This is a genomic window from Salmonella sp. SAL04202, from assembly GCF_046550775.1.
Classification (GTDB): domain Bacteria; phylum Pseudomonadota; class Gammaproteobacteria; order Enterobacterales; family Enterobacteriaceae; genus Salmonella; species Salmonella enterica.
Genome location: NZ_JBGDXK010000001.1, coordinates 706,605 through 726,639, shown reverse-complemented (window position 1 = coordinate 726,639; position 20,035 = coordinate 706,605). Strand labels below are relative to the sequence as shown.

Annotated in this window: 13 protein-coding genes; 4 read left to right on the top strand and 9 right to left on the bottom strand. The window is 54.4% G+C overall.

Translation table 11 applies throughout. The features are described from left to right. Positions 1-155: 155 nt before the first annotated feature. From ACLJQJ_RS03650 to lrp, 9 genes are all read right to left on the bottom strand, one after another. Entirely contained in the window at positions 156-1,304 is a 1,149-nt protein-coding gene (locus tag ACLJQJ_RS03650; RefSeq protein ID WP_000109278.1) for an MFS transporter, read from the bottom strand. A 349-nt stretch (positions 1,305-1,653) separates the two neighbouring features. Beyond that, positions 1,654-2,517 carry a dimethyl sulfoxide reductase anchor subunit family protein gene (locus tag ACLJQJ_RS03645; RefSeq protein WP_063809337.1) on the bottom strand — a complete coding sequence of 288 codons (864 nt, stop codon included), beginning with the start codon at positions 2,515-2,517 and terminating at the stop codon, positions 1,654-1,656. A gap of 1 nt (position 2,518) precedes the next feature. Continuing rightward, entirely contained in the window at positions 2,519-3,136 is a 618-nt protein-coding gene (dmsB, locus tag ACLJQJ_RS03640; protein WP_000213069.1) for a dimethylsulfoxide reductase iron-sulfur subunit DmsB, read from the bottom strand. 10 nt (positions 3,137-3,146) lie between these two features. Next, the gene (gene dmsA / locus ACLJQJ_RS03635; RefSeq protein WP_063809338.1) at positions 3,147-5,591 is read right to left on the bottom strand and encodes a dimethylsulfoxide reductase subunit A; all 2,445 of its coding nucleotides are present in this window, start codon (positions 5,589-5,591) and stop codon (positions 3,147-3,149) included. A gap of 236 nt (positions 5,592-5,827) precedes the next feature. Further along, positions 5,828-7,120, bottom strand: a complete 1,293-nt coding sequence (gene serS / locus ACLJQJ_RS03630; RefSeq protein ID WP_000886697.1) for a serine--tRNA ligase — start codon at positions 7,118-7,120, stop codon at positions 5,828-5,830. A 258-nt stretch (positions 7,121-7,378) separates the two neighbouring features. Then, positions 7,379-8,722 (bottom strand): replication-associated recombination protein RarA, encoded by a 1,344-nt coding sequence (rarA, locus tag ACLJQJ_RS03625; RefSeq protein WP_000067785.1) that lies wholly within the window; start codon positions 8,720-8,722, stop codon positions 7,379-7,381. 9 nt (positions 8,723-8,731) lie between these two features. After that, positions 8,732-9,343 carry an outer membrane lipoprotein chaperone LolA gene (lolA, locus tag ACLJQJ_RS03620; RefSeq protein ID WP_001519746.1) on the bottom strand — a complete coding sequence of 204 codons (612 nt, stop codon included), beginning with the start codon at positions 9,341-9,343 and terminating at the stop codon, positions 8,732-8,734. A 142-nt stretch (positions 9,344-9,485) separates the two neighbouring features. After that, positions 9,486-13,409 carry a DNA translocase FtsK gene (gene ftsK / locus ACLJQJ_RS03615; protein ID WP_063809340.1) on the bottom strand — a complete coding sequence of 1,308 codons (3,924 nt, stop codon included), beginning with the start codon at positions 13,407-13,409 and terminating at the stop codon, positions 9,486-9,488. Between the two features lie 134 nt (positions 13,410-13,543). Next, positions 13,544-14,038, bottom strand: coding sequence for a leucine-responsive transcriptional regulator Lrp (lrp, locus tag ACLJQJ_RS03610; RefSeq protein WP_000228469.1), 495 nt, complete (start codon positions 14,036-14,038; stop codon positions 13,544-13,546). A 546-nt stretch (positions 14,039-14,584) separates the two neighbouring features. On the opposite strand from lrp, the gene trxB reads away from it, so the two are divergent. The 4 genes from trxB (at position 14,585) to aat (ending at position 19,904) form a co-directional block, all read left to right on the top strand. Continuing rightward, the gene (trxB, locus tag ACLJQJ_RS03605) at positions 14,585-15,553 is read left to right on the top strand and encodes a thioredoxin-disulfide reductase (RefSeq protein ID WP_000537407.1); all 969 of its coding nucleotides are present in this window, start codon (positions 14,585-14,587) and stop codon (positions 15,551-15,553) included. A 113-nt stretch (positions 15,554-15,666) separates the two neighbouring features. Beyond that, the gene (cydD, locus tag ACLJQJ_RS03600) at positions 15,667-17,433 is read left to right on the top strand and encodes a heme ABC transporter permease/ATP-binding protein CydD (protein WP_001044541.1); all 1,767 of its coding nucleotides are present in this window, start codon (positions 15,667-15,669) and stop codon (positions 17,431-17,433) included. After that, positions 17,434-19,155, top strand: a complete 1,722-nt coding sequence (gene cydC, locus ACLJQJ_RS03595) for a heme ABC transporter ATP-binding protein/permease CydC (RefSeq protein ID WP_063809339.1) — start codon at positions 17,434-17,436, stop codon at positions 19,153-19,155. A gap of 44 nt (positions 19,156-19,199) precedes the next feature. Then, positions 19,200-19,904, top strand: a complete 705-nt coding sequence (gene aat / locus ACLJQJ_RS03590) for a leucyl/phenylalanyl-tRNA--protein transferase (protein WP_001241649.1) — start codon at positions 19,200-19,202, stop codon at positions 19,902-19,904. Positions 19,905-20,035 lie beyond the last annotated feature (131 nt).

The window sequence follows — 20,035 nt, the reverse complement described above, 5'->3', positions numbered from 1 at the left end:
AAGACGAAGAGAGAAAATAGAGGAACGCAAAATTATAACCTTCGGCACATTTTATTTTTCAGTAAAGCAAGAAAATTATGCAGGTCAATTATTTTACGTAAAACATAAACAAAGAGTATGCAAGACTCACGTCCTGCATACGATTCAGAGAACAGTTAGATGTGGGCAACAGGATTGGGCGTCTGGCCGGCGTTACGTAACAGCATCAGCAGATAAATAAACGATACGCTGGCGATCATAATAAACAGCAGATTATCTGAATAATTCTGCATTAACATCGCAGCAAAAGACGGCCCCAACAGGCTCCCTACCGTATAACTTAACAACAGCGCCTGGTTCATTGCCACAAGCTGGTGGTGTTCGACTTTTTCACAGGCCCAGGCCATTGCAACAGGATAAAGCGTAAAACCCGCCGCCCCCAGAATAAACAGAGCTGGCGCCATCGCCGCCTGGGTTAACATGGCAATACTGCCGAGTATGACAACGAATACCTGTACGCGTAATACCAGCAAGCGACCAAATTTGTCCGCCAGACGTCCCATTGGCCATTGCCCCAAAATGCCGGCACTCACCAGCACCGCCATCCAGAAACCGATGCTGGCGTTAGCCATCCCCTGATGCTTCAGATATAACGGCATCAGGCCATATAATGAACCAAGAACAATGCCGGAAATAATACAACCATTCACGCCAAGACGCGCCTGGCGTAGCTTCAGCATGGCGCTAATAGAAGAGGAATGACGTGTCTGCGTTTGCTGATTTACAATTCGGGTAAAGAGTAGCGGCAGAATTCCCGCCAGAATCATTCCGGTCACCCAGGGAAGGACGTGCAGCAATTCACCAGATACTTTACTGACCAATAATTGTCCAAGGAAGGTCCCCATGTAATAGACCATCATATAGGCAGCCAGCAGGCGCCCGCGATTATGCGAGGTTCCGCTGCACATCAACGCGCTCTCGACAACCACCCAAATCATGGCGCAGCCGATACCGGCAATAAAACGCCAGCTCATCCAGCTCCAGAACCCCACCATCACCCCCAATCCGACACAACCCGTGGCGAAGATCAGCGAGGCAAGATAATAGCTACGGTTAAACCCAATGCGTTTAATTAAATACCCGGTAAATAACGTCCCGACCAGATTGCCGGTAAAATAAGACGAGCTGACCATCCCCACCTGCCAGGTAGGAAGGTTTGCCTGAGCAAGCCACAGCGGCACAAGCGTATTCAGTACCGCAATGGCCAGGGTCAACAAAAGTAGCCCGCACAGCAAAAGCATGACGGGACGGGTATAGGTGGACATGAATAAAAACCGTGAGGAAGTTCAAATTTCATGCGCATCATGCCATCGCCAAAAACATTGTCAATCGGCTCCGCATGGGCGATCCGCAAGTTTTGAGACTATCGATTTGATTTACTTATTCTGCGTGTGAATATATTGAAAGGCTAAAAATTCATCCCCTTGTTTTTATTGATCTAACCCGCAAAATCGGCGTTTTGTTCAGTCGAAAAATTTCATGGTTCCTTTAGCTTCGTTTTCTTCTCTATGGATTTATATGCGCCTTCTCCGCCCCGGTTATATTCCTTAGATTGATGGTGGCTAAAGGCGTATTCGGCCTGCACGTTCTGCAGGCCGAATGCGCGTCAACGCGTTAGCTGGCTACCGCCATGCCCACGGTCATATGCAGCCCATAGAATACGCCGCGGCCAATCAATTCCCCCGCCAGCATCAGAATGAAGGCGACAGAGAGCAACGGTACCGCAGGTTGATACCCTTTTAACTGTGGCACAATCCAGCAGCACAACGCCGCCGCAAGCAGCACCATACGCCAGGCCATCAGCGAACCATAATCCGGTACCAGAGCAGACGCCTGCTGAATGGAACTGTGGATCGTCGCCAGTTCCGCGCCCTGCATGGCCACCATAATGGCAATAACCACCAGCGCCAGCACCGAAACCGCAGGCAACAAACGCATCGCCCAACCGTTCACGCCTGCGATGCGCAGCAGCAGATAACCCAGTAGCGGGCCACCCATAAAGAGCGTCAGGAAGAAGCCCAGCGGCGTCCAGACGCTATACCAGGTCGGTACTGTATCGATGCTGTTATAGACGCGTACCATCATCCAGACGAAGACGACGCCCAGTACCATCGTGATAATCAGCCAGAGTGTGCGCAGTGCCGGCGGCAGCTTTTTCAGTACCGCCAGCAGCCAGCCAATCCCGCCGACCGCAAAAAACACCGAGCCGCTGGCAATTTCATTGCTCAGTGCGGAAGCACCCACGCGGTTAAGCGAGTTAAACGCGCGCATCGGCGAGCCCAGATGCAGCATCGAGGCGATAAAGCCAATCCCCATCAGCACCCACAGACCAAACATACAGGCGATCACCCGCTGCTGCGTTTCCGCGCGCAGGTCGCCCTTCATCAGCGCCAGAGCCAGAACAATAAAACTACCGGCCACGCACTGACCAAAGACCGTGAAGATCATCAACGGCCATTCATGCCATCCACTTCCCATCTTATACCTCCTTCGGATTGGCCAGATAACCGGTGGTGTCCCCGGTCGGGCGGCTGTTGGCGTTGGGTTTAATCACAATATTCGGCTTCGTGAAATGCGCGCGCGGCAACGGCGCGACGGCAGCCAGCTCACCGTGTTTTTTGCGCAGTTCGTCTATCGGGCCGAAATCCAGCGCCCGCAGCGGGCAGGATTCGACGCAGATCGGCTTTTTGCCTTCCGCCACCCGGTCATAACAGCCATCGCACTTGGTCATATGACCTTTGGCCGCGTTGTACTGCGGCGCGCCGTACGGGCAGGCCATGTGGCAGTAGCGGCAACCGATACAGACCTCTTCGTTCACCACCACAAAACCGTCATCGCGCTTGTGCATCGCGCCGCTCGGGCAGACTTTGGTGCAGGCCGGGTCTTCGCAGTGGTTACAGGAGATGGAGAGATAGTAGGCAAAGACGTTCTGGTGCCAGACGCCGTTATCCTCCTGCCAGTCGCCACCTGCATACTCATAAATGCGACGGAAGCTGACATCCGGGGTCAAATCTTTGTAGTCCTTGCAGGCCAGTTCGCAGGTTTTGCAACCGGTGCAACGGCTGGAATCAATAAAAAATCCATACTGGGTTGTCATCGGTTACTCCTTACGCCTTTTCAACCTGAACGAGGTTCGTATGTGACGGGTTCCCCTTCGCCAGCGGAGAAGGACGTTGGGTCGTCAGTACGTTAATACATCCGCCCTGATCCACGCGTTTTGCATCCGGGTCATACCATGCGCCTTCTCCCAGGGCGACCACACCCGGCATCATGCGCGGCGTCACTTTAGCCTCGATATGAACTTCGCCGCGATCGTTGAAGATGCGGACTTTATCGCCATTGTTGATACCGCGTTTCTGCGCATCCATTGGGTTAATCCACATTTCCTGGCGACAGGCGGCTTTCAGTACGTCTACGTTGCCATAAGTGGAATGCACACGCGCTTTATAGTGGAAACCCGTCAACTGCAGCGGGAATTTATCCGTTAGCGGATCGTTATAGTTTTCAAAACCTGGCGTGTAGATCGGTAATGGATCGATCACGTCGCCTTCCGGCAGCTCCCAGGTGGCGGCGATATCCGCCAACGCCTGTGAATAGATTTCAATCTTGCCCGATGGCGTTGTAAGTGGATTCGCTTGCGGATCTTCGCGGAAGTCTTTATAGGCGACATGGTGGCCTTCGGGGTCACGCTGTTTGAAGATGCCTTGCTTACGGAACTCCTCAAAGGTAGGCAGATTCGGAATGGATTTACGCGACTGTTCGTACAGATGACGCATCCACTCTTCTTGCGTCCGGCCTTCGGTAAACTGTTGTTCCACGCCAAGACGTTTCGCCAGTTCGCTGGTCATCTCATAAATCGTCTTACACTCGAAGCGCGGTTTAATCGCCTGGTCAGTGAAGATAACGTAAGACATGTTTCCGCAGGAGGCATCCAGCGCAAAGTCCATCTGCTCAGAAGCAGTGCAATCAGGCAACAGAATATCGGCGTATTTTGCCGACGAGGTCATATGACAGTCGATAACAACGATCATTTCGCATTTCTTGTCATCCTGCAGGATTTCGTGGGTGCGGTTAATCTCAGAGTGCTGGTTAATCAAACAGTTGCCAGCATAGTTCCAGATCATTTTGATCGGCACGTTCAGCTTATCTTTCCCCCGCACGCCATCACGCAACGCTGTCATTTCCGGGCCGCGTTCAATGGCATCGGTCCACATAAACATGGAGATGCTGGTTTCAACCGGGTTTTCTAACGTGGGCATACGTTCAAATGGCAGGGCATAAGACCCTTCGCGCGCGCCGCTGTTACCGCCGTTAATCCCAACATTACCCGTCAGGATCGCCAGCATCGAGATGGCGCGCGTGGCGATTTCTCCATTAGCATGACGCTGTGGCCCCCACCCCTGGCAAATATAGGCGGGTTTAGCGCTGCCGATTTCTCGCGCCAGCTTAATAATGCGATCCGCCGGAATACCGGTAATTTGCGCCGCCCACTCCGGCGTCTTCGCAATACCGTCTTTACCCTGGCCCAGAATATAGGCTTTGTAGTGACCGTTTTTCGGCGCGCTGGCAGGCAAGGTTTTTTCGTCATAACCGACACAATATTTATCCAGGAACGGCTGATCGACCATGTTCTCGGTGATTAAGACATATGCCAGACCATTGACCAGCGCCGCATCGGTACCTGGACGAATCGGAATCCACTCATCTTCGCGACCGGCGCCGGTGTCGGTGTAACGAGGATCGATAATGATCATCCGCGCGTTTGATTTCTGCCGCGCCTGTTCAAGATAATAGGTTACACCGCCCCCGCTCATGCGGGTTTCGCCAGGGTTATTACCAAACAATACCACCAGCTTACTGTTTTCAATGTCGGACGGACTATTGCCATCCGCCCAGCCGCCATAGGTGTAGTTCAGACCCGCTGCGATTTGCGCGGAAGAGTAATCACCGTAGTGGTTAAGATAACCGCCGCAGCAGTTCATCAGACGAGCGACCAGCGTTTTTCCTGGCGGCCATGAACGTGTCAAAGTGCCGCCCAGCGTACCCGTGCCATAGTTCAGATAAATGGACTCGTTGCCATACTCTTTGATAAGACGCTGCATATTGGTAGCAATGATATCGTAGGCTTCGTCCCAGCTAATACGCTCAAATTTACCTTCGCCGCGCGCGCCGACGCGCTTCATCGGATACTTGAGCCGATCCGGATTATAGACGCGACGACGCATAGAACGACCGCGCAGGCAGGCACGAACCTGATGCAGGCCATCGTAATCATCGTTTCCGGTATTATCCGTTTCTACATATTTGATTTCGCCATCCACAACATGCATACGTAGCGGACAACGGCTGCCACAGTTTACCGTACAGGCGCTCCAGACGACTTTCTCGCCGGTTTTCGCCGGGCTTATCGCCTCTGCGGCGTTAGCGATGCGGGTAAATGGCAGGGTAAATGCGCTACTGGCCATCGCCAGGCCGCCTATCGCGGTGGTTTTGACTAAACCACGACGGCTCACCTCGGCTGCCAGCACGGCATCAGGGATCTTAGTTTTCATAAGGGCTCACTCTGCTGCTCACAATAAAAAAGCAATAAAACGATGTATAGAATTTTATATAGCGATAACGTCGCTATAAAGTCTGATATATATCGAAAAAGTAGAAAAATAGTGTTAAAAACTGACCTTCATTCGAAATCAGTATTACCCCTAATAGGGTAGGGATTATTGTCCGGTATCAAACTGGCATAAAAAAAGCGCCCGAAGGCGCTTTTTAGAAGAGGAGAAAGCGAGGATTAGCCGATATATTCCAGTCCGTTCATGTACGGACGTAATACTTCCGGCACTTCAATGCGGCCATCAGCCTGCTGATAGTTTTCCATCACGGCCACCAGGGTACGACCTACCGCCAGACCAGAACCATTCAGGGTATGGACCAGACGGGTCTTTTTGTCGGACTTGCTGCGACAGCGTGCCTGCATACGACGCGCCTGGAAGTCCCAGACGTTAGAGCAGGAAGAGATCTCGCGGTAGGTATTCTGCGCCGGAACCCAGACTTCGAGGTCATAGGTTTTGCAGGCGCCGAAGCCCATATCGCCAGTGCACAGAATGATTTTACGGTACGGCAGTCCCAGTAGCTGGAGCACTTTTTCCGCGTGGCCGGTCATCTCTTCCAACGCAGCCATAGAATCTTCCGGGCGAACGATCTGCACCATCTCAACTTTGTCAAACTGATGCATACGAATCAGGCCACGGGTATCACGACCATAAGAGCCTGCTTCAGAACGGAAACAAGGCGTATGCGCCGTCATTTTAATCGGCAGCTGATCTTCGTCGATGATTTCATCGCGTACCAGATTGGTCAGCGGAACCTCCGCCGTCGGGATCAAAGCATAGTTGCTGCTGTCTGCTTCTTCTTCCAGCGGACGGGTATGGAACAAGTCGCCTGCGAATTTCGGCAGTTGACCGGTGCCATACAGCGTGTCGTGGTTAACCAGATACGGCACGTAGTTTTCGCTATAGCCGTGCTGTTCCGTATGCAGATCCAACATGAACTGCGACAATGCGCGATGCATACGCGCAATCTGTCCTTTCATCACCACAAAACGGGAGCCGGTCAGCTTAACCGCGGCGGCAAAGTCGAGGCCGGAGTGCATTTCCCCTAAGGTGACGTGATCGCGGATTTCAAAATCAAACTCACGCGGGGTACCCCAGCGGCTGACTTCAACGTTGTCGTTTTCATCTTTACCTACCGGCACTTCATCCGCAGGCAGGTTTGGGATGGTCAGCGCGATATCACGGATCTCCGCCAGCAAGGTATCCAGCTCGGCTTTCGCCGCATCCAGCTCTTCGCCCAGTTTATTCACTTCCAGGCGTAAAGGCTCGATATCTTCCCCGCGCGCTTTCGCCTGGCCGATGGATTTCGATCGAGAATTACGCTCCGCCTGCAGGTTTTCCGTGTTGACCTGCAAAACTTTACGACGCTCTTCAAGAGCGCGCAGCTTATCTACATCCAGCTTAAAGCCCCGGCGTGCCAGTTTTTCAGCGACTGCGTCTGGCTCATTACGCAGCAGATTGGGATCGAGCATGCTTATCCTGTGCTTATCGAATAATAAAAGGAAACGCGATCAATTGATGATCGCCTCTGATTGTATTGATGAACGTAAACCGCGTTTACGTAATAGCGACGTTTTCGCCTTACCAGACCGACGACAGCAACAACGCATCCATTGCGCTATACCCGCGGATCTCATAAGCAACGTGCTATCAGGCATAACGAGGTTCATCATCAACGCCATGATACCTGGAGCATCATATTTAGAGATAACCTTACCGCAACGTTTACACTAGCGGTAGCGTTTTGTGGGGCTATTTTGATCCTGTTCAGCCAGCCAGGCGAGCTTTTCGCCAATCTTACCTTCCAGACCACGATTTGTCGGATGATAATAGCGCGTTTGCGCGATTTCCGGCGGGAAGTACACTTCACCCGCAGCATAGGCATTGGGCTCATCGTGGGCATAGCGGTATTCCTGGCCATAGCCCATCTCTTTCATCAGTTTGGTTGGCGCATTACGCAGATGGACAGGAACGTCATAATCAGGACGTTCGCGCGCGTCGGCCAGCGCAGCCTTAAAGGCGGTATAGACGGCGTTGCTCTTCGGCGCGCAGGCGAGATAAACGATAGCCTGCGCGATTGCCCTTTCGCCTTCAGCCGGACCGACGCGGGTGAAACAATCCCACGCGGCAATAGCGACCTGCATCGCGCGCGGATCGGCATTACCCACATCTTCCGAGGCAATCGCCAGGCAGCGACGCGCCACGTACAGCGGATCGCCTCCCGCGGTAATGATACGGGCATACCAATAGAGGGCGGCATCCGGCGCGCTGCCGCGCACTGATTTATGTAAGGCGGAAATAAGATCGTAGAAGCGATCGCCTTTGTTATCAAAACGCGCGCTGCGCTCGCCGGCGATCTCGGTCAACAAGGCGGGCAATAAAACGCGTTTGCCGCTGTCATCCGCCTCCGCCATATCAGCCATCATTTCCAGCGTATTTAAGGCGCGCCGCGCGTCGCCATTGACCAGCTCAGCAATCGCTCGCCGTGTCTCATCCGGTAACACGATATCCTGATCGCCGTAACCACGCGTTTTGTCCTGCATCGCCTGGTCCAGTACTTGCTCGATATCGTCAGTGGTCAACGATTTCAGCAGATAGACCCGCGCTCGCGACAATAGCGCCGAGTTCAGCTCAAAAGAGGGATTTTCCGTGGTCGCGCCGATAAAGGTGATAGTGCCATCTTCGATATGCGGTAAAAAGGCGTCCTGTTGGCTTTTGTTAAAGCGATGCACTTCATCGACAAACAGGATGGTACGGCGTCCGGCATTACGATTCTGGCGGGCGCGCTCAATAGCTTCGCGAATCTCTTTTACCCCAGAAGTGACGGCGGAAATACGCTCGACATCGGCGCTGGCGTAGCGGGCGATCACTTCAGCGAGCGTGGTTTTCCCCGTCCCTGGCGGCCCCCATAAAATCATGGAGTGCAGATGCCCGGCCTCAATAGCGCGAGGCAACGGTTTACCTGCGGCCAGCAAATGCTGCTGGCCGATATACTGCGCTAAATTTTCCGGCCGCATTCGCGCGGCCAGCGGTTGAAACGTATTATCAGAAAAATCGAGCGACAGATTGCTCACTCATCGCCTCTACTTACGTTGGTCGTCTATCGTTACCCCTTGCGGCGGAGTAAACGTAAATTTTGACGGATCAACAGCGCCGTTTTGCTGGGATTTTAGCTGATAGGCGCTACGCTGATCGTCTTGTTCTACGGCGCTAAACTGGTGGATAGTCCCGTCGCGTCCCACATTGATGGTGAACTGTTTCAGATTGCCGTTGCTGGCTTTCGGCGTCAGCACAAAATTATCGCCATCCTGCTTAATATTATACTGCTGCCAGTCGCTGGCCTGGTTGCGGGCAATCAGCATAAACGGTGTATTTCCGGTGGCATCTTTCAACCACGTGGCGGTAGCCTGTTCTACAAACGGGTTATAGAACCATAACGTTTTGCCGTCAGAAACCAGAATACTCTCGTCAGGTTGCGTCATATGCCAGTTGAATAGATTTGGCCGCTTAACCCATAAATCACCCTGTCCCTCCTGCACCGCGGCACCGCTGCCATCGGTGACTTTTTGAGTAAAGGTGGCATGAAAGCTGCTCACTTTATCCAGACGGCTTTTCAGAGAGCTGGCGGCGTCAGCCCATACGCTGCTGGCTACAACGCTTGAAAGTAATGCACAGGCGATTGCCATTTTTTTCATCATTATTCCTCAGGTTTCGACACTCCCGACCAGGAGCTCCTTTTGCTTTCTATTCCAGGCCAAAAATCAGCATGAGGAAAGAAGAAAATACTGAATTTTGTTGCCGGATGGCAGCCTGCACAGCGCCATCCGGCTTACAGGTTTACTCAAAAGGCGGCGGAGCCAGCACTTCACGATTACCGTTATGCCCCTGAGCGCTGACAATACCCTGCGCTTCCATCTGTTCGATAATACGCGCCGCACGGTTATAGCCGATGCGGAACTGACGCTGAACGCCGGAAATGGACGCTTTACGCTTCTGGGTGACGAAATTAACGGCCTGATCGAATAGCGCATCTAATTCTTCGCCGCCGTCAAAACCGCCACCGCCACCTTCGCTTTCGCTGTCGGAGGTAATGCCATCCACATATTGCGGACGACCGCGCGCTTTCCAGTCCTGCACCACCGCATGGACTTCCTGGTCACGCACAAACGCCCCATGGACACGTACCGGCATGGTGGAGTTTGGTCCGGAATAGAGCATGTCCCCCATTCCCAATAACGACTCAGCGCCACCCTGATCAAGAATGGTGCGGGAGTCGATCTTGCTGGATACGGTAAAAGCGATACGGGTTGGTATGTTGGCTTTAATTAAACCAGTAATCACATCGACCGACGGACGCTGCGTCGCCAGTACCAGGTGAATCCCCGCGGCGCGCGCTTTCTGCGCCAGACGCGCGATCAGCTCTTCAACTTTTTTACCGACGGTCATCATCAGGTCGGCAAATTCATCAACCAGTACCACGATATACGGGAGTTTTTCCAGAACCGGATGCTGAACATCCATACTGTCGCCCGGCTTCCAGTACGGGTCCGGAATCGGGCGTCCCATGCGGGCCGCTTCGGCGATTTTCTCGTTATACCCAGCCAGATTACGCACGCCGAGCGCGGACATCAGCTTATAGCGACGCTCCATCTCATTGACGCTCCAGCGTAACGCGTTAGCCGCGTCTTTCATGTCGGTAACAACTTCTGTCAGCAGATGCGGTATACCTTCATAGACCGAGAGTTCTAACATTTTCGGGTCGATCATGATAAAGCGAACGTCTTCCGGCTGCGCTTTATACAGCATACTGAGGATCATGGCGTTAACCCCGACCGACTTACCGGAACCGGTCGTACCGGCCACCAGCAGGTGAGGCATTTTCGCCAGATCCGCCACTACCGGATCGCCCGCGATATCCTTACCTAACACCACGGTAAGCGGCGACGGATTCTCGCGGAATTTGGCGTTATCCAACACTTCGCGCAGATAAACGGTTTGCCGTTTCTTGTTCGGCAATTCCAACCCTACGTAAGGTTTGCCTGGAATGACTTCCACAACACGTACGGCTACCGTTGACAAGGAGCGCGCCAGATCCCGGGAAAGGTTGGAGATACGCGCCGCTTTAACGCCCGGGGCCAGATTCAGTTCAAAGCGAGTAATGACCGGGCCTGGCGAATAGTTCACCACATCAGCTTTAATGCGGAAATCCGCCAGACGCGCTTCAACCAGACGCGCCATTTGTTCCAGCGCAAAGGTATCTACCGGTTCAACTTCGCTCGGCGGCGGCGTCAGAAGATCTAACGAAGGCAGCGGCGTCGTCGGACGCTGTAATGGACGACTGTCGCCGTTACGCATCAACAGCGGGTGGATCAGGCTGTCTTGCGGCGCTGTCGGCTGTTGCGGCTGCTGATACTGCGGCTGCGGCGCTACCGGCTGTTGCGGCTGCTGATACTGCGGCTGCGGCGCTACCGGCTGTTGTGGCTGCTGGTACTGCGGCTGAGGCGCTACCGGCTGTTGCGGCTGCTGGTACTGTGGCTGAGGCTGCGGCGCTACCGGTTGCTGAACAGGCGTTGACTCGGGCATGACACCCGGCGTGAACAGCGGTTCGTGCGGACCTTCATCAACCAATACTTTCATTGGCGAGAAATCCAGATCGTCCAGTGAGAACGGCTGCGCGCCAGCGGGTTGCTCGCCGGAATAGCGCTGCTGTTGCGAAGCGGCAAACTGGCGGGCTAATTCAGCTTCCGCAGCGGTATCGTCATCTTCTGCCTGTTGAGTATCGTGCTGATACGTCTCACCATAACGATGCTGCTGCGACTGCGCGAACTGACGGGCTAACTCGTCCTGATGCATTGCATCTATTTCTTCATCGGTTAGCTGCGCGCCCGTCTCGTACTGATTGCGCTCCGCCTCGCGGGCTTTTTCTTCTGCAATCCTCTGTGACGGCAGCTTAATACCGTACGACGCCAGTTCCCGTCGGGTCGGCACGCGAACGCGGTTCGGACGCGGCAGTTGCGGACCAATCCCCTCTTTCACCTGCGGACGCGGCGCGCCGCCGGTAGCCAGACTAAATGCAGGCGCAGCGGCCGCGGCGCCTGCTGCCAGGGCGCCACTCTTAATACCTGCGTCAAGCGACGCGGCGGCTACCGCTTCCACTGGCGGTATGGACGGCGCGACAGATACCGTAGGTTTGACCGGCACGTTCTCTTTTACCGGCTCCGGAATCGGTTGATACCATGCCGCCAGTTGTTCGCGCTCACGGGCGCGTTTCTCTTCCACCTCTTCAAAATAGTAAAGCGGAGGACGGGCAGGTCTGGTCTCTTCTGTGTCAGGTTCAGGCTCGGTGGTAACCGGTTGTTCGATAGCCGGCGGCGGCATGTGAGAAGGTTCAGCCGCTATCGGCTCCGGCTGATAAACCGGCGTCGGCTGATGGGGCGGCTCCGGCTGCCAGTGTTGTTCGGCATCCGGCGCCTGCCATTGCGGCTGTGTTTCCTGCGGCGCAAGAGAGTCATATTCTGCTGCGGTCGCTGGCGTCGCGGCGTATTGCGGCGCGGAAGCGACAGGCACAGGTTGCTGCCACGGCGCACTTTGCGCCTCCTGCGGTTGAGCATATTGCGGATGCGGCTGATACCCCTCCGGCGCAGGCGCGATAACCGGTTCGCCGGTTTGCGGTCCCGGTACGGGCTGCCACTCCACGGTCGGTTGCGCGACAACCGGCTCAGCCCCCGGCATGGGCGGCGTTTGCATTATGGGATCGGCGGACGCTGCCCACGTCTGGGTGACGGCGGTTGCAGCCGCAGCGGCGGCGACCGGTTCGGTGACAGAATGGCCGTTTAACAGCGGATCATATTCATCATATTCCGGCTGCGTCGCACGGTTGCCCGAAAACAGAACGTCGTCGGGATCGGCAGCGACGCCGCGCGCGCTATACTGAATGTCCTCGTCATCATCCATCCGTTTGCCGGAAAAGAGCGCGGCATCGGTCTGACGGCCCCGTGGATTGCTGAATTTTTCAGCCAGTCGCTTACGACGCGCCAACGCGCCTCGCAAAATACGCGCCCGGCGAGATTCACGCTGCACGCCGTCGGTTTCTTCATCGTATTCGTCATCATACTCTTCGTCGTCAACCCACGTATCATCACGCCGGGTACGGTTGCTGGCGAAGGTCAGTATATTAAGCAGCCAGCCGCCTAATTTTTCGGCGATACTGACCCAGGACCAGCCGGTAAAGAGCGTCAGCCCGGCAGCCCAAATACAAAGAAGCATTATCGTTCCGCCGCTACTATGCAACAACGGCTGCAGCGTGGTGCTTAACAGGCTGCCAATTACGCCGCCGGAGGCGAAATACCAGATATCGTCGGCATTAATGGCCGCCAGACCGCAGGAAGTGAGAATCAGCGCCAGCACGCCGATAAGGCGTAGCGACACAGCAAAATAGTCGATGTAATCATCCGTAGACTGATGACGCCACGCAAACCAACACCCGCCGACAATAATGACAGGGATGGTGTAGGCCATTACGCCAAAAATAAAGAACAGTGTATCGGCCAGCCACGCGCCCGGCGCGCCGCCTAAATTATGGATGGGTTCATGCCAGGCGGTTTGCGACCAACTGGGGTCCGAAGGGTTAAAGCTCAACAAGGCCGCCATCAACCAGACGGCAAAAAGGGCAATAAGTATCAACAACGCTTCCAGAAGTCGGCGCCCGCTGCTTAACTTCGTCAATGTGACGTCTTTGTCTTCAGTATATTCCTGGCTCAAAAAAGGCTCTCCAGGTTCCAGGCTTTTCCCGCCCGATGCTAAAACGGACAACAGCACCGGGTTGCCCCGGCACTGTTGCTGTATGGATTAACAGGAGTGTAATCAAACTACAGCGATTTTGCACCTGTTCCGTGTTAGCGTGTCTTAATAACCAGACGATTACTCTGTTTTACCTCTTCCATCACTACGTAAGTTCGGGTGTCGTTCACACCTGGCAAGCGCAGTAACGTCTCTCCCAATAGTTTTCGATACGCTGACATATCCGGTACACGGGTTTTCAACAGGTAGTCGAAATCGCCGGAAACCAAATGACACTCCTGAATCTCTTCAAGCTTTTGCACGGCGGCATTAAACTGTTCAAACACATCCGGCGCGCCGCGATTTAAGGTAATCTCAACGAATACCAGAAGTGACGCATCCAGATAATGCGGGTTCAACAGCGCCGTATAGCCCTGGATAAACCCCTGTCGCTCCAGCCGACGCACACGCTCAAGGCAAGGTGTCGGCGAAAGTCCTACTCGTTTAGAAAGCTCGACGTTGGAAATACGCCCATCCTTTTGCAGTTCATTAAGAATGTTACGATCGATACGGTCGAGATCTTTGCCAGGGCGCTTCTTGCTATCTACCATTATTATTGTCTCTCTGTATTCCTTCCCTACTCCTGCCTGACTCTACTCACATCACTGTTCAGAGTCGCTGCCCATCACAATAGACCGAAACCCAGAGGGATTAACGGCGCGCAATGCCTGGTCTATGGTGAGAAGACCGTTGCCTCGCGGCAGCTATCGACATCACGAATGGCGTCTGTCCACGCCATGCGTAGATTTCACTAGCCCGGTAAACATGGTATTTACATGCATGATTATGCAGCACATACATAACACAGTTTTTTTCTTCCTCGAATGTTTTCGCAAAACAGCAGGTGATTGTCAAAGCAAAACATCGATTTTTAGTACAACATGCCAGTTATTCATTAGAGAGGGCGGTAAACTGTCATTTCGTCACCTTATAAGTTACCGATTTTAATTAAAGTTTGTGATGATAACGCCGCTGTCGCGGTCGTTCATCGGTTCATGCTATTACACATATTGTTAACAAAATCGTTATGCTCTTTTTTTACGTCTGTAAATTCCCTACAATTCTGCTCATTGTCTGCCAACAACTATGGGGATCTCATGGGCACGACCAAACACAGTAAGCTGCTTATTCTGGGCTCAGGACCGGCGGGATATACCGCGGCGGTGTATGCCGCGCGCGCAAATTTACAGCCGGTACTTATTACCGGTATGGAAAAAGGCGGTCAACTGACTACCACGACGGAAGTGGAAAACTGGCCCGGCGATCCAAACGATTTGACCGGCCCGCTGCTAATGGAACGCATGCATGAACATGCGGCAAAATTTGAAACCGAGATAATTTTTGATCACATCAACAACGTGGATCTGCAAAATCGTCCGTTCCGTCTGACAGGTGACAGCGCAGAGTACACTTGTGATGCGTTGATCATTGCGACCGGCGCTTCCGCGCGCTATCTGGGGCTGCCATCGGAAGAAGCCTTTAAAGGGCGCGGCGTTTCCGCCTGCGCAACCTGCGACGGTTTCTTCTACCGCAATCAGAAAGTGGCGGTGATCGGCGGCGGCAACACCGCGGTTGAAGAAGCGCTTTATCTGTCCAACATCGCTTCGGAAGTGCACCTTATCCATCGCCGTGACGGTTTCCGCGCTGAAAAAATCCTCATTAAGCGCCTGATGGATAAAGTCGAAAATGGCAATATCATTCTGCACACCAACCGGACGCTGGAAGAAGTGACCGGCGATCAGATGGGCGTCACCGGTCTGCGTCTTCGCGACACGCAGCAGAGCGATAATATCGAGACGCTGGACATCGCCGGACTTTTCGTAGCCATCGGTCATAGCCCAAACACGGCGCTCTTCGAAGGCCAGCTTGAGCTGGAAAATGGTTATATCAAAGTTCAGTCCGGCACCCATGGCAACGCCACACAAACCAGCATCCCTGGCGTATTCGCGGCGGGTGACGTTATGGATCATATTTACCGTCAGGCGATCACCTCTGCAGGTACGGGCTGTATGGCGGCGCTGGATGCTGAACGCTATCTCGATGGTCTGGCCGACGCGAGCAAATAGTTTTTACAAATCAGTAACAAAAGTAAAAAAGGCGACTATAAGTCGCCTTTATTTTTGCGTCGTTGTAACATTGCCCTGCCTGAAATTCCAATAACTCACCTGCTAAGCGTGCAATGAATAAAACCCGTCAAAAAGAGCTGACCCGCTGGTTAAAACAGCAAAGCGTAATCTCCCAACGGTGGTTGAATATTTCCCGCCTGTTGGGGTTCATGAGTGGCGTATTAATTGTCGCTCAGGCCTGGATCATGGCGCGTATCCTGCAACATATGATCATGGAGAACATTCCACGGGAAGCGCTGTTGCTCCCTTTTATCCTGCTGATACTGGTCTTTGTCCTCCGCGCCTGGGTGGTGTGGTTGCGCGAGCGCGTCGGTTTTCATGCCGGACAACATATTCGCTTTGAGATCCGCCGTCAGGTGTTGGATCGTCTGCAGCAAGCCGGCCCAGCCTGGATTCAGGGCAAGCCCGCCGGTAGCTGGGCGACGCTGGTGTTGGAACAGATTGACGATATGCATGACTATTATGCGCGCTATCTGCCGCAAATGGCGCTTGCCGTTTGCGTACCGCTCTTAATCGTGGCGGCGATTTTCCCGTCAAACTGGGCGGCGGCGCTGATTCTGCTGGGCACCGCCCCGCTCATTCCCCTATTTATGGCGATGGTGGGGATGGGCGCGGCTGACGCCAACCGCCGCAATTTCCTGGCGCTTGCCCGGCTAAGCGGCCATTTTCTTGACCGTCTGCGCGGGATGGAAACGCTGCGAATTTTCGGTCGTGGAGAAGCGGAAACCGAGAGCATTCGCGCAGCATCGCAGGATTTTCGTCAGCGCACGATGGAAGTTCTGCGCCTCGCCTTTTTATCTTCCGGCGTGCTGGAATTTTTCACCTCGCTTTCTATTGCGCTGGTCGCCGTTTATTTTGGCTTCTCTTACCTGGGCGAGCTGAACTTTGGTCATTACGGTACCGGCGTGACGCTCGCCGCCGGGTTCCTCGCCTTGATCCTCGCGCCGGAGTTTTTCCAGCCGTTACGCGACCTCGGCACGTTTTACCATGCTAAGGCGCAGGCGGTTGGCGCGGCGGATAGTCTGAAGACGTTTCTGGAAACGCCCCTCGCCCACCCGGCGCGCGGCGAAGTTGAGCTGGCGGAAAACGAACCTGTAACCATTGACGCAGTCAATCTTATTATCACCTCGCCAGAAGGCAAAACGCTTGCCGGGCCGCTGAATTTCTCATTAGCGGCAGGAGAACGCGCCGTCCTGGTAGGACGCAGCGGTTCCGGTAAAAGCTCTCTGTTGAATGTATTATCCGGTTTTCTCTCCTATCAGGGCTCTTTGCGTATTAACGGTGTCGAGCTTCGCGATCTCTCGCCGGAATCCTGGCGCCAGCATCTCTCCTGGGTTGGACAAAACCCGCAATTACCTGCGGCGACGCTACGCGAAAATGTATTACTGGCGCGCCCGGACGCCAGCGAGCAGGAACTTTATGCCGCGCTTGACGCCGCATGGGTAAGCGAGTTTTTACCGCTGCTGCCGCAGGGAGTAGACACCCCGCTCGGCAATCATGCCAGCAGACTTTCCGTCGGCCAGGCACAGCGTGTAGCGGTCGCCCGTGCGCTACTTAATCCCTGTCAACTGCTACTGCTGGATGAACCGGCGGCAAGCCTGGACGCTCACAGCGAGCAACGCGTCATGCAGGCGTTAAAAGCGGCGTCAAAACGCCAGACCACATTAATGGTGACGCATCAGTTGGAAGATCTCGCCGACTGGGACGCTATCTGGGTTATGCAAGATGGCGCGATTGTCGAACAAGGCAGTTATGCCGAACTCAGCGCCGCCAACGGCGCTTTTGCGACGTTATTGGCTCACCGTCAGGAGGATATTTAAATGCGCGCGCTACTCCCTTATCTGACGCTTTATAAACGCCATAAATGGATGCTAACGCTGGGAATTGCGCTGGCAATCCTGACCCTGCTTGCCAGTATCGGGCTGCTGACGCTTTCCGGCTGGTTCCTGTCCGCGTCCGCTATCGCAGGCTTCGCGGGAATTTACAGTTTTAACTATATGCTCCCGGCGGCCGGCGTGCGCGGCGCGGCCATTACCCGTACCGCTGGTCGTTATTTTGAACGTCTGGTAAGTCATGACGCCACGTTCCGCGTGCTGCAACATCTGCGTATTTATACCTTCAGCAAACTTTTACCGCTCTCCCCCGCGGGTCTGGCGCGTTATCAGCAAGGTGAACTGCTGAACCGCATCGTTGCCGACGTCGACACGCTGGACCATCTCTATTTGCGCGTCATCTCCCCGCTGGTCGGCGCTTTTGTAGTGATTATGATTGTCACCCTGGGGCTTAGCGTTCTCGACGTGACGCTGGCGATCACGCTGGGCGGCATTATGCTGTTGACGCTGTTTATTATGCCGCCGGTGTTTTATCGCGCCGGCAAAAATACCGGCCAAAATCTGACGCATCTACGCGGTCAGTATCGCCAGCAGCTCACGTCATGGTTACAGGGCCAGGCGGAACTCACCATTTTTGGCGCCAGCAAACGCTATCGGGCGCAAATGGAAGCCACCGAATTACAATGGCATGAGGCCCAACGCCGACAGTCTGAACTGACCGCCTTATCGCAGGCGTTAATGCTGCTGATTGGCGCGCTGGCGGTGATGTTAATGTTGTGGATGGCCTCCGGCGGCGTTGGCGGCAATACGCAGCCCGGCGCGCTCATCGCGCTGTTTGTCTTCTGCGCGCTGGCAGCTTTCGAGGCGCTTGCGCCCGTTACCGGCGCATTCCAGCATCTGGGGCAGGTTATCGCCTCTGCGCTTCGTATCACTGAATTAACGGAGCAAAAACCGGAGGTGACCTTTCCGCAGGCAGAAACTCCCGCGCCGGAAAAGGTCACACTCACCCTGCGGGACGTTTCGTTTCGTTATCCCGACCAGCCGATTAATGCGCTCAATGCCCTCTCATTACAGGCTAATCCTGGCGAGCATGTCGCTATTCTGGGGCGTACCGGCTGCGGAAAATCAACGCTGTTGCAGCTGCTCACCCGCGCCTGGGACCCGCAACAAGGCGAAATTCTGCTCAACGATCTTCCGCTATCCTCGCTGAACGAATCCGCCTTACGCCGGACTATCAGCGTGGTGCCGCAGCGTGTCCACCTGTTCAGCGCCACGCTGCGTGATAATTTATTACTGGCGGCGCCCAATGCCAGCGACGAAGCCCTTTCCGACATGCTGCGTCGCGTCGGCCTCGAAAATCTGCTCGAAGATAGTGGGCTTAATAGCTGGCTCGGCGAAGGCGGTCGCCTGCTATCCGGCGGCGAACTTCGTCGTCTGGCCATCGCCCGCGCGCTATTGCATGATGCTCCGTTAATGCTGTTGGATGAGCCCACTGAGGGGCTGGATGCGACCACCGAGAGCGAAATGCTGGAATTACTTGCCGATGTGATGCGCGAGAAAACCGTCCTGATGGTGACGCACCGTTTGCGCGGCCTGGCCCGTTTTGATCAAATCATCGTAATGGACGACGGGCGCATCATTGAGCGAGGCACTCATGCAGAATTGTTAGCCGGACAAGGGCGCTATTATCAGTTTAAACAACGTCTGTAAGCTATTATTGAACGATCCGACTTGCGTACTGGAGTTTCGCCGTCATGCGTCTGGTTCAGCTTTCCCGACATTCTATCGCCTTCCCTTCGCCGGAAGGCGCTTTACGCGAGCCTAACGGTTTACTGGCGCTGGGCGGCGATCTCAGCCCTGCCCGGTTGTTAATGGCCTACCAGCACGGGATTTTCCCGTGGTTTTCGCCGGGCGACCCGATTCTGTGGTGGTCGCCCGATCCGCGCGCCGTGCTGTGGCCTGAAAAGTTTCACCTCAGTCGCAGCATGAAGCGCTTTCACAACGCATCCCCTTACCGCGTGACGCTCAATTACGCTTTCGACCGGGTCATTGATGGATGCGCCAATCACCGTGACGAAGGCACCTGGATAACGCGTGGTATTGAGGAAGCCTATCGCCGATTACATGAATTGGGCCACGCGCACTCCATTGAAGTGTGGCGCGATCGGGAACTGGTCGGCGGGATGTATGGCGTCTCGCAGGGGGCGCTATTTTGCGGCGAATCGATGTTTAGCCGCCAGGAGAATGCCTCTAAAACCGCACTGCTGGTTTTTTGCGCTGAATTTATCCGCCACGGCGGTAAACTTATTGATTGTCAGGTACTTAATAGTCATACCGCCTCGCTCGGCGCCATTGAAATTCCACGTCGTGACTACCTCGATCACCTCGCGGCCTTACGCCAACAGCCGCTGGCCTCCCGTTTTTGGGTGCCGCGGACATTATTTTTGCCCCGGAAGTGAATGTTTTCGGCACATTTTTTATTGGGGTGTTATAATTGCTGCCGCAGAATTGGTTTAGCTCATTATCCCGCAGCCCGTTGTCAGGTAACGCCCATCGTTTATTTCACCGTTCCCTTATATGTTGCGCTTAT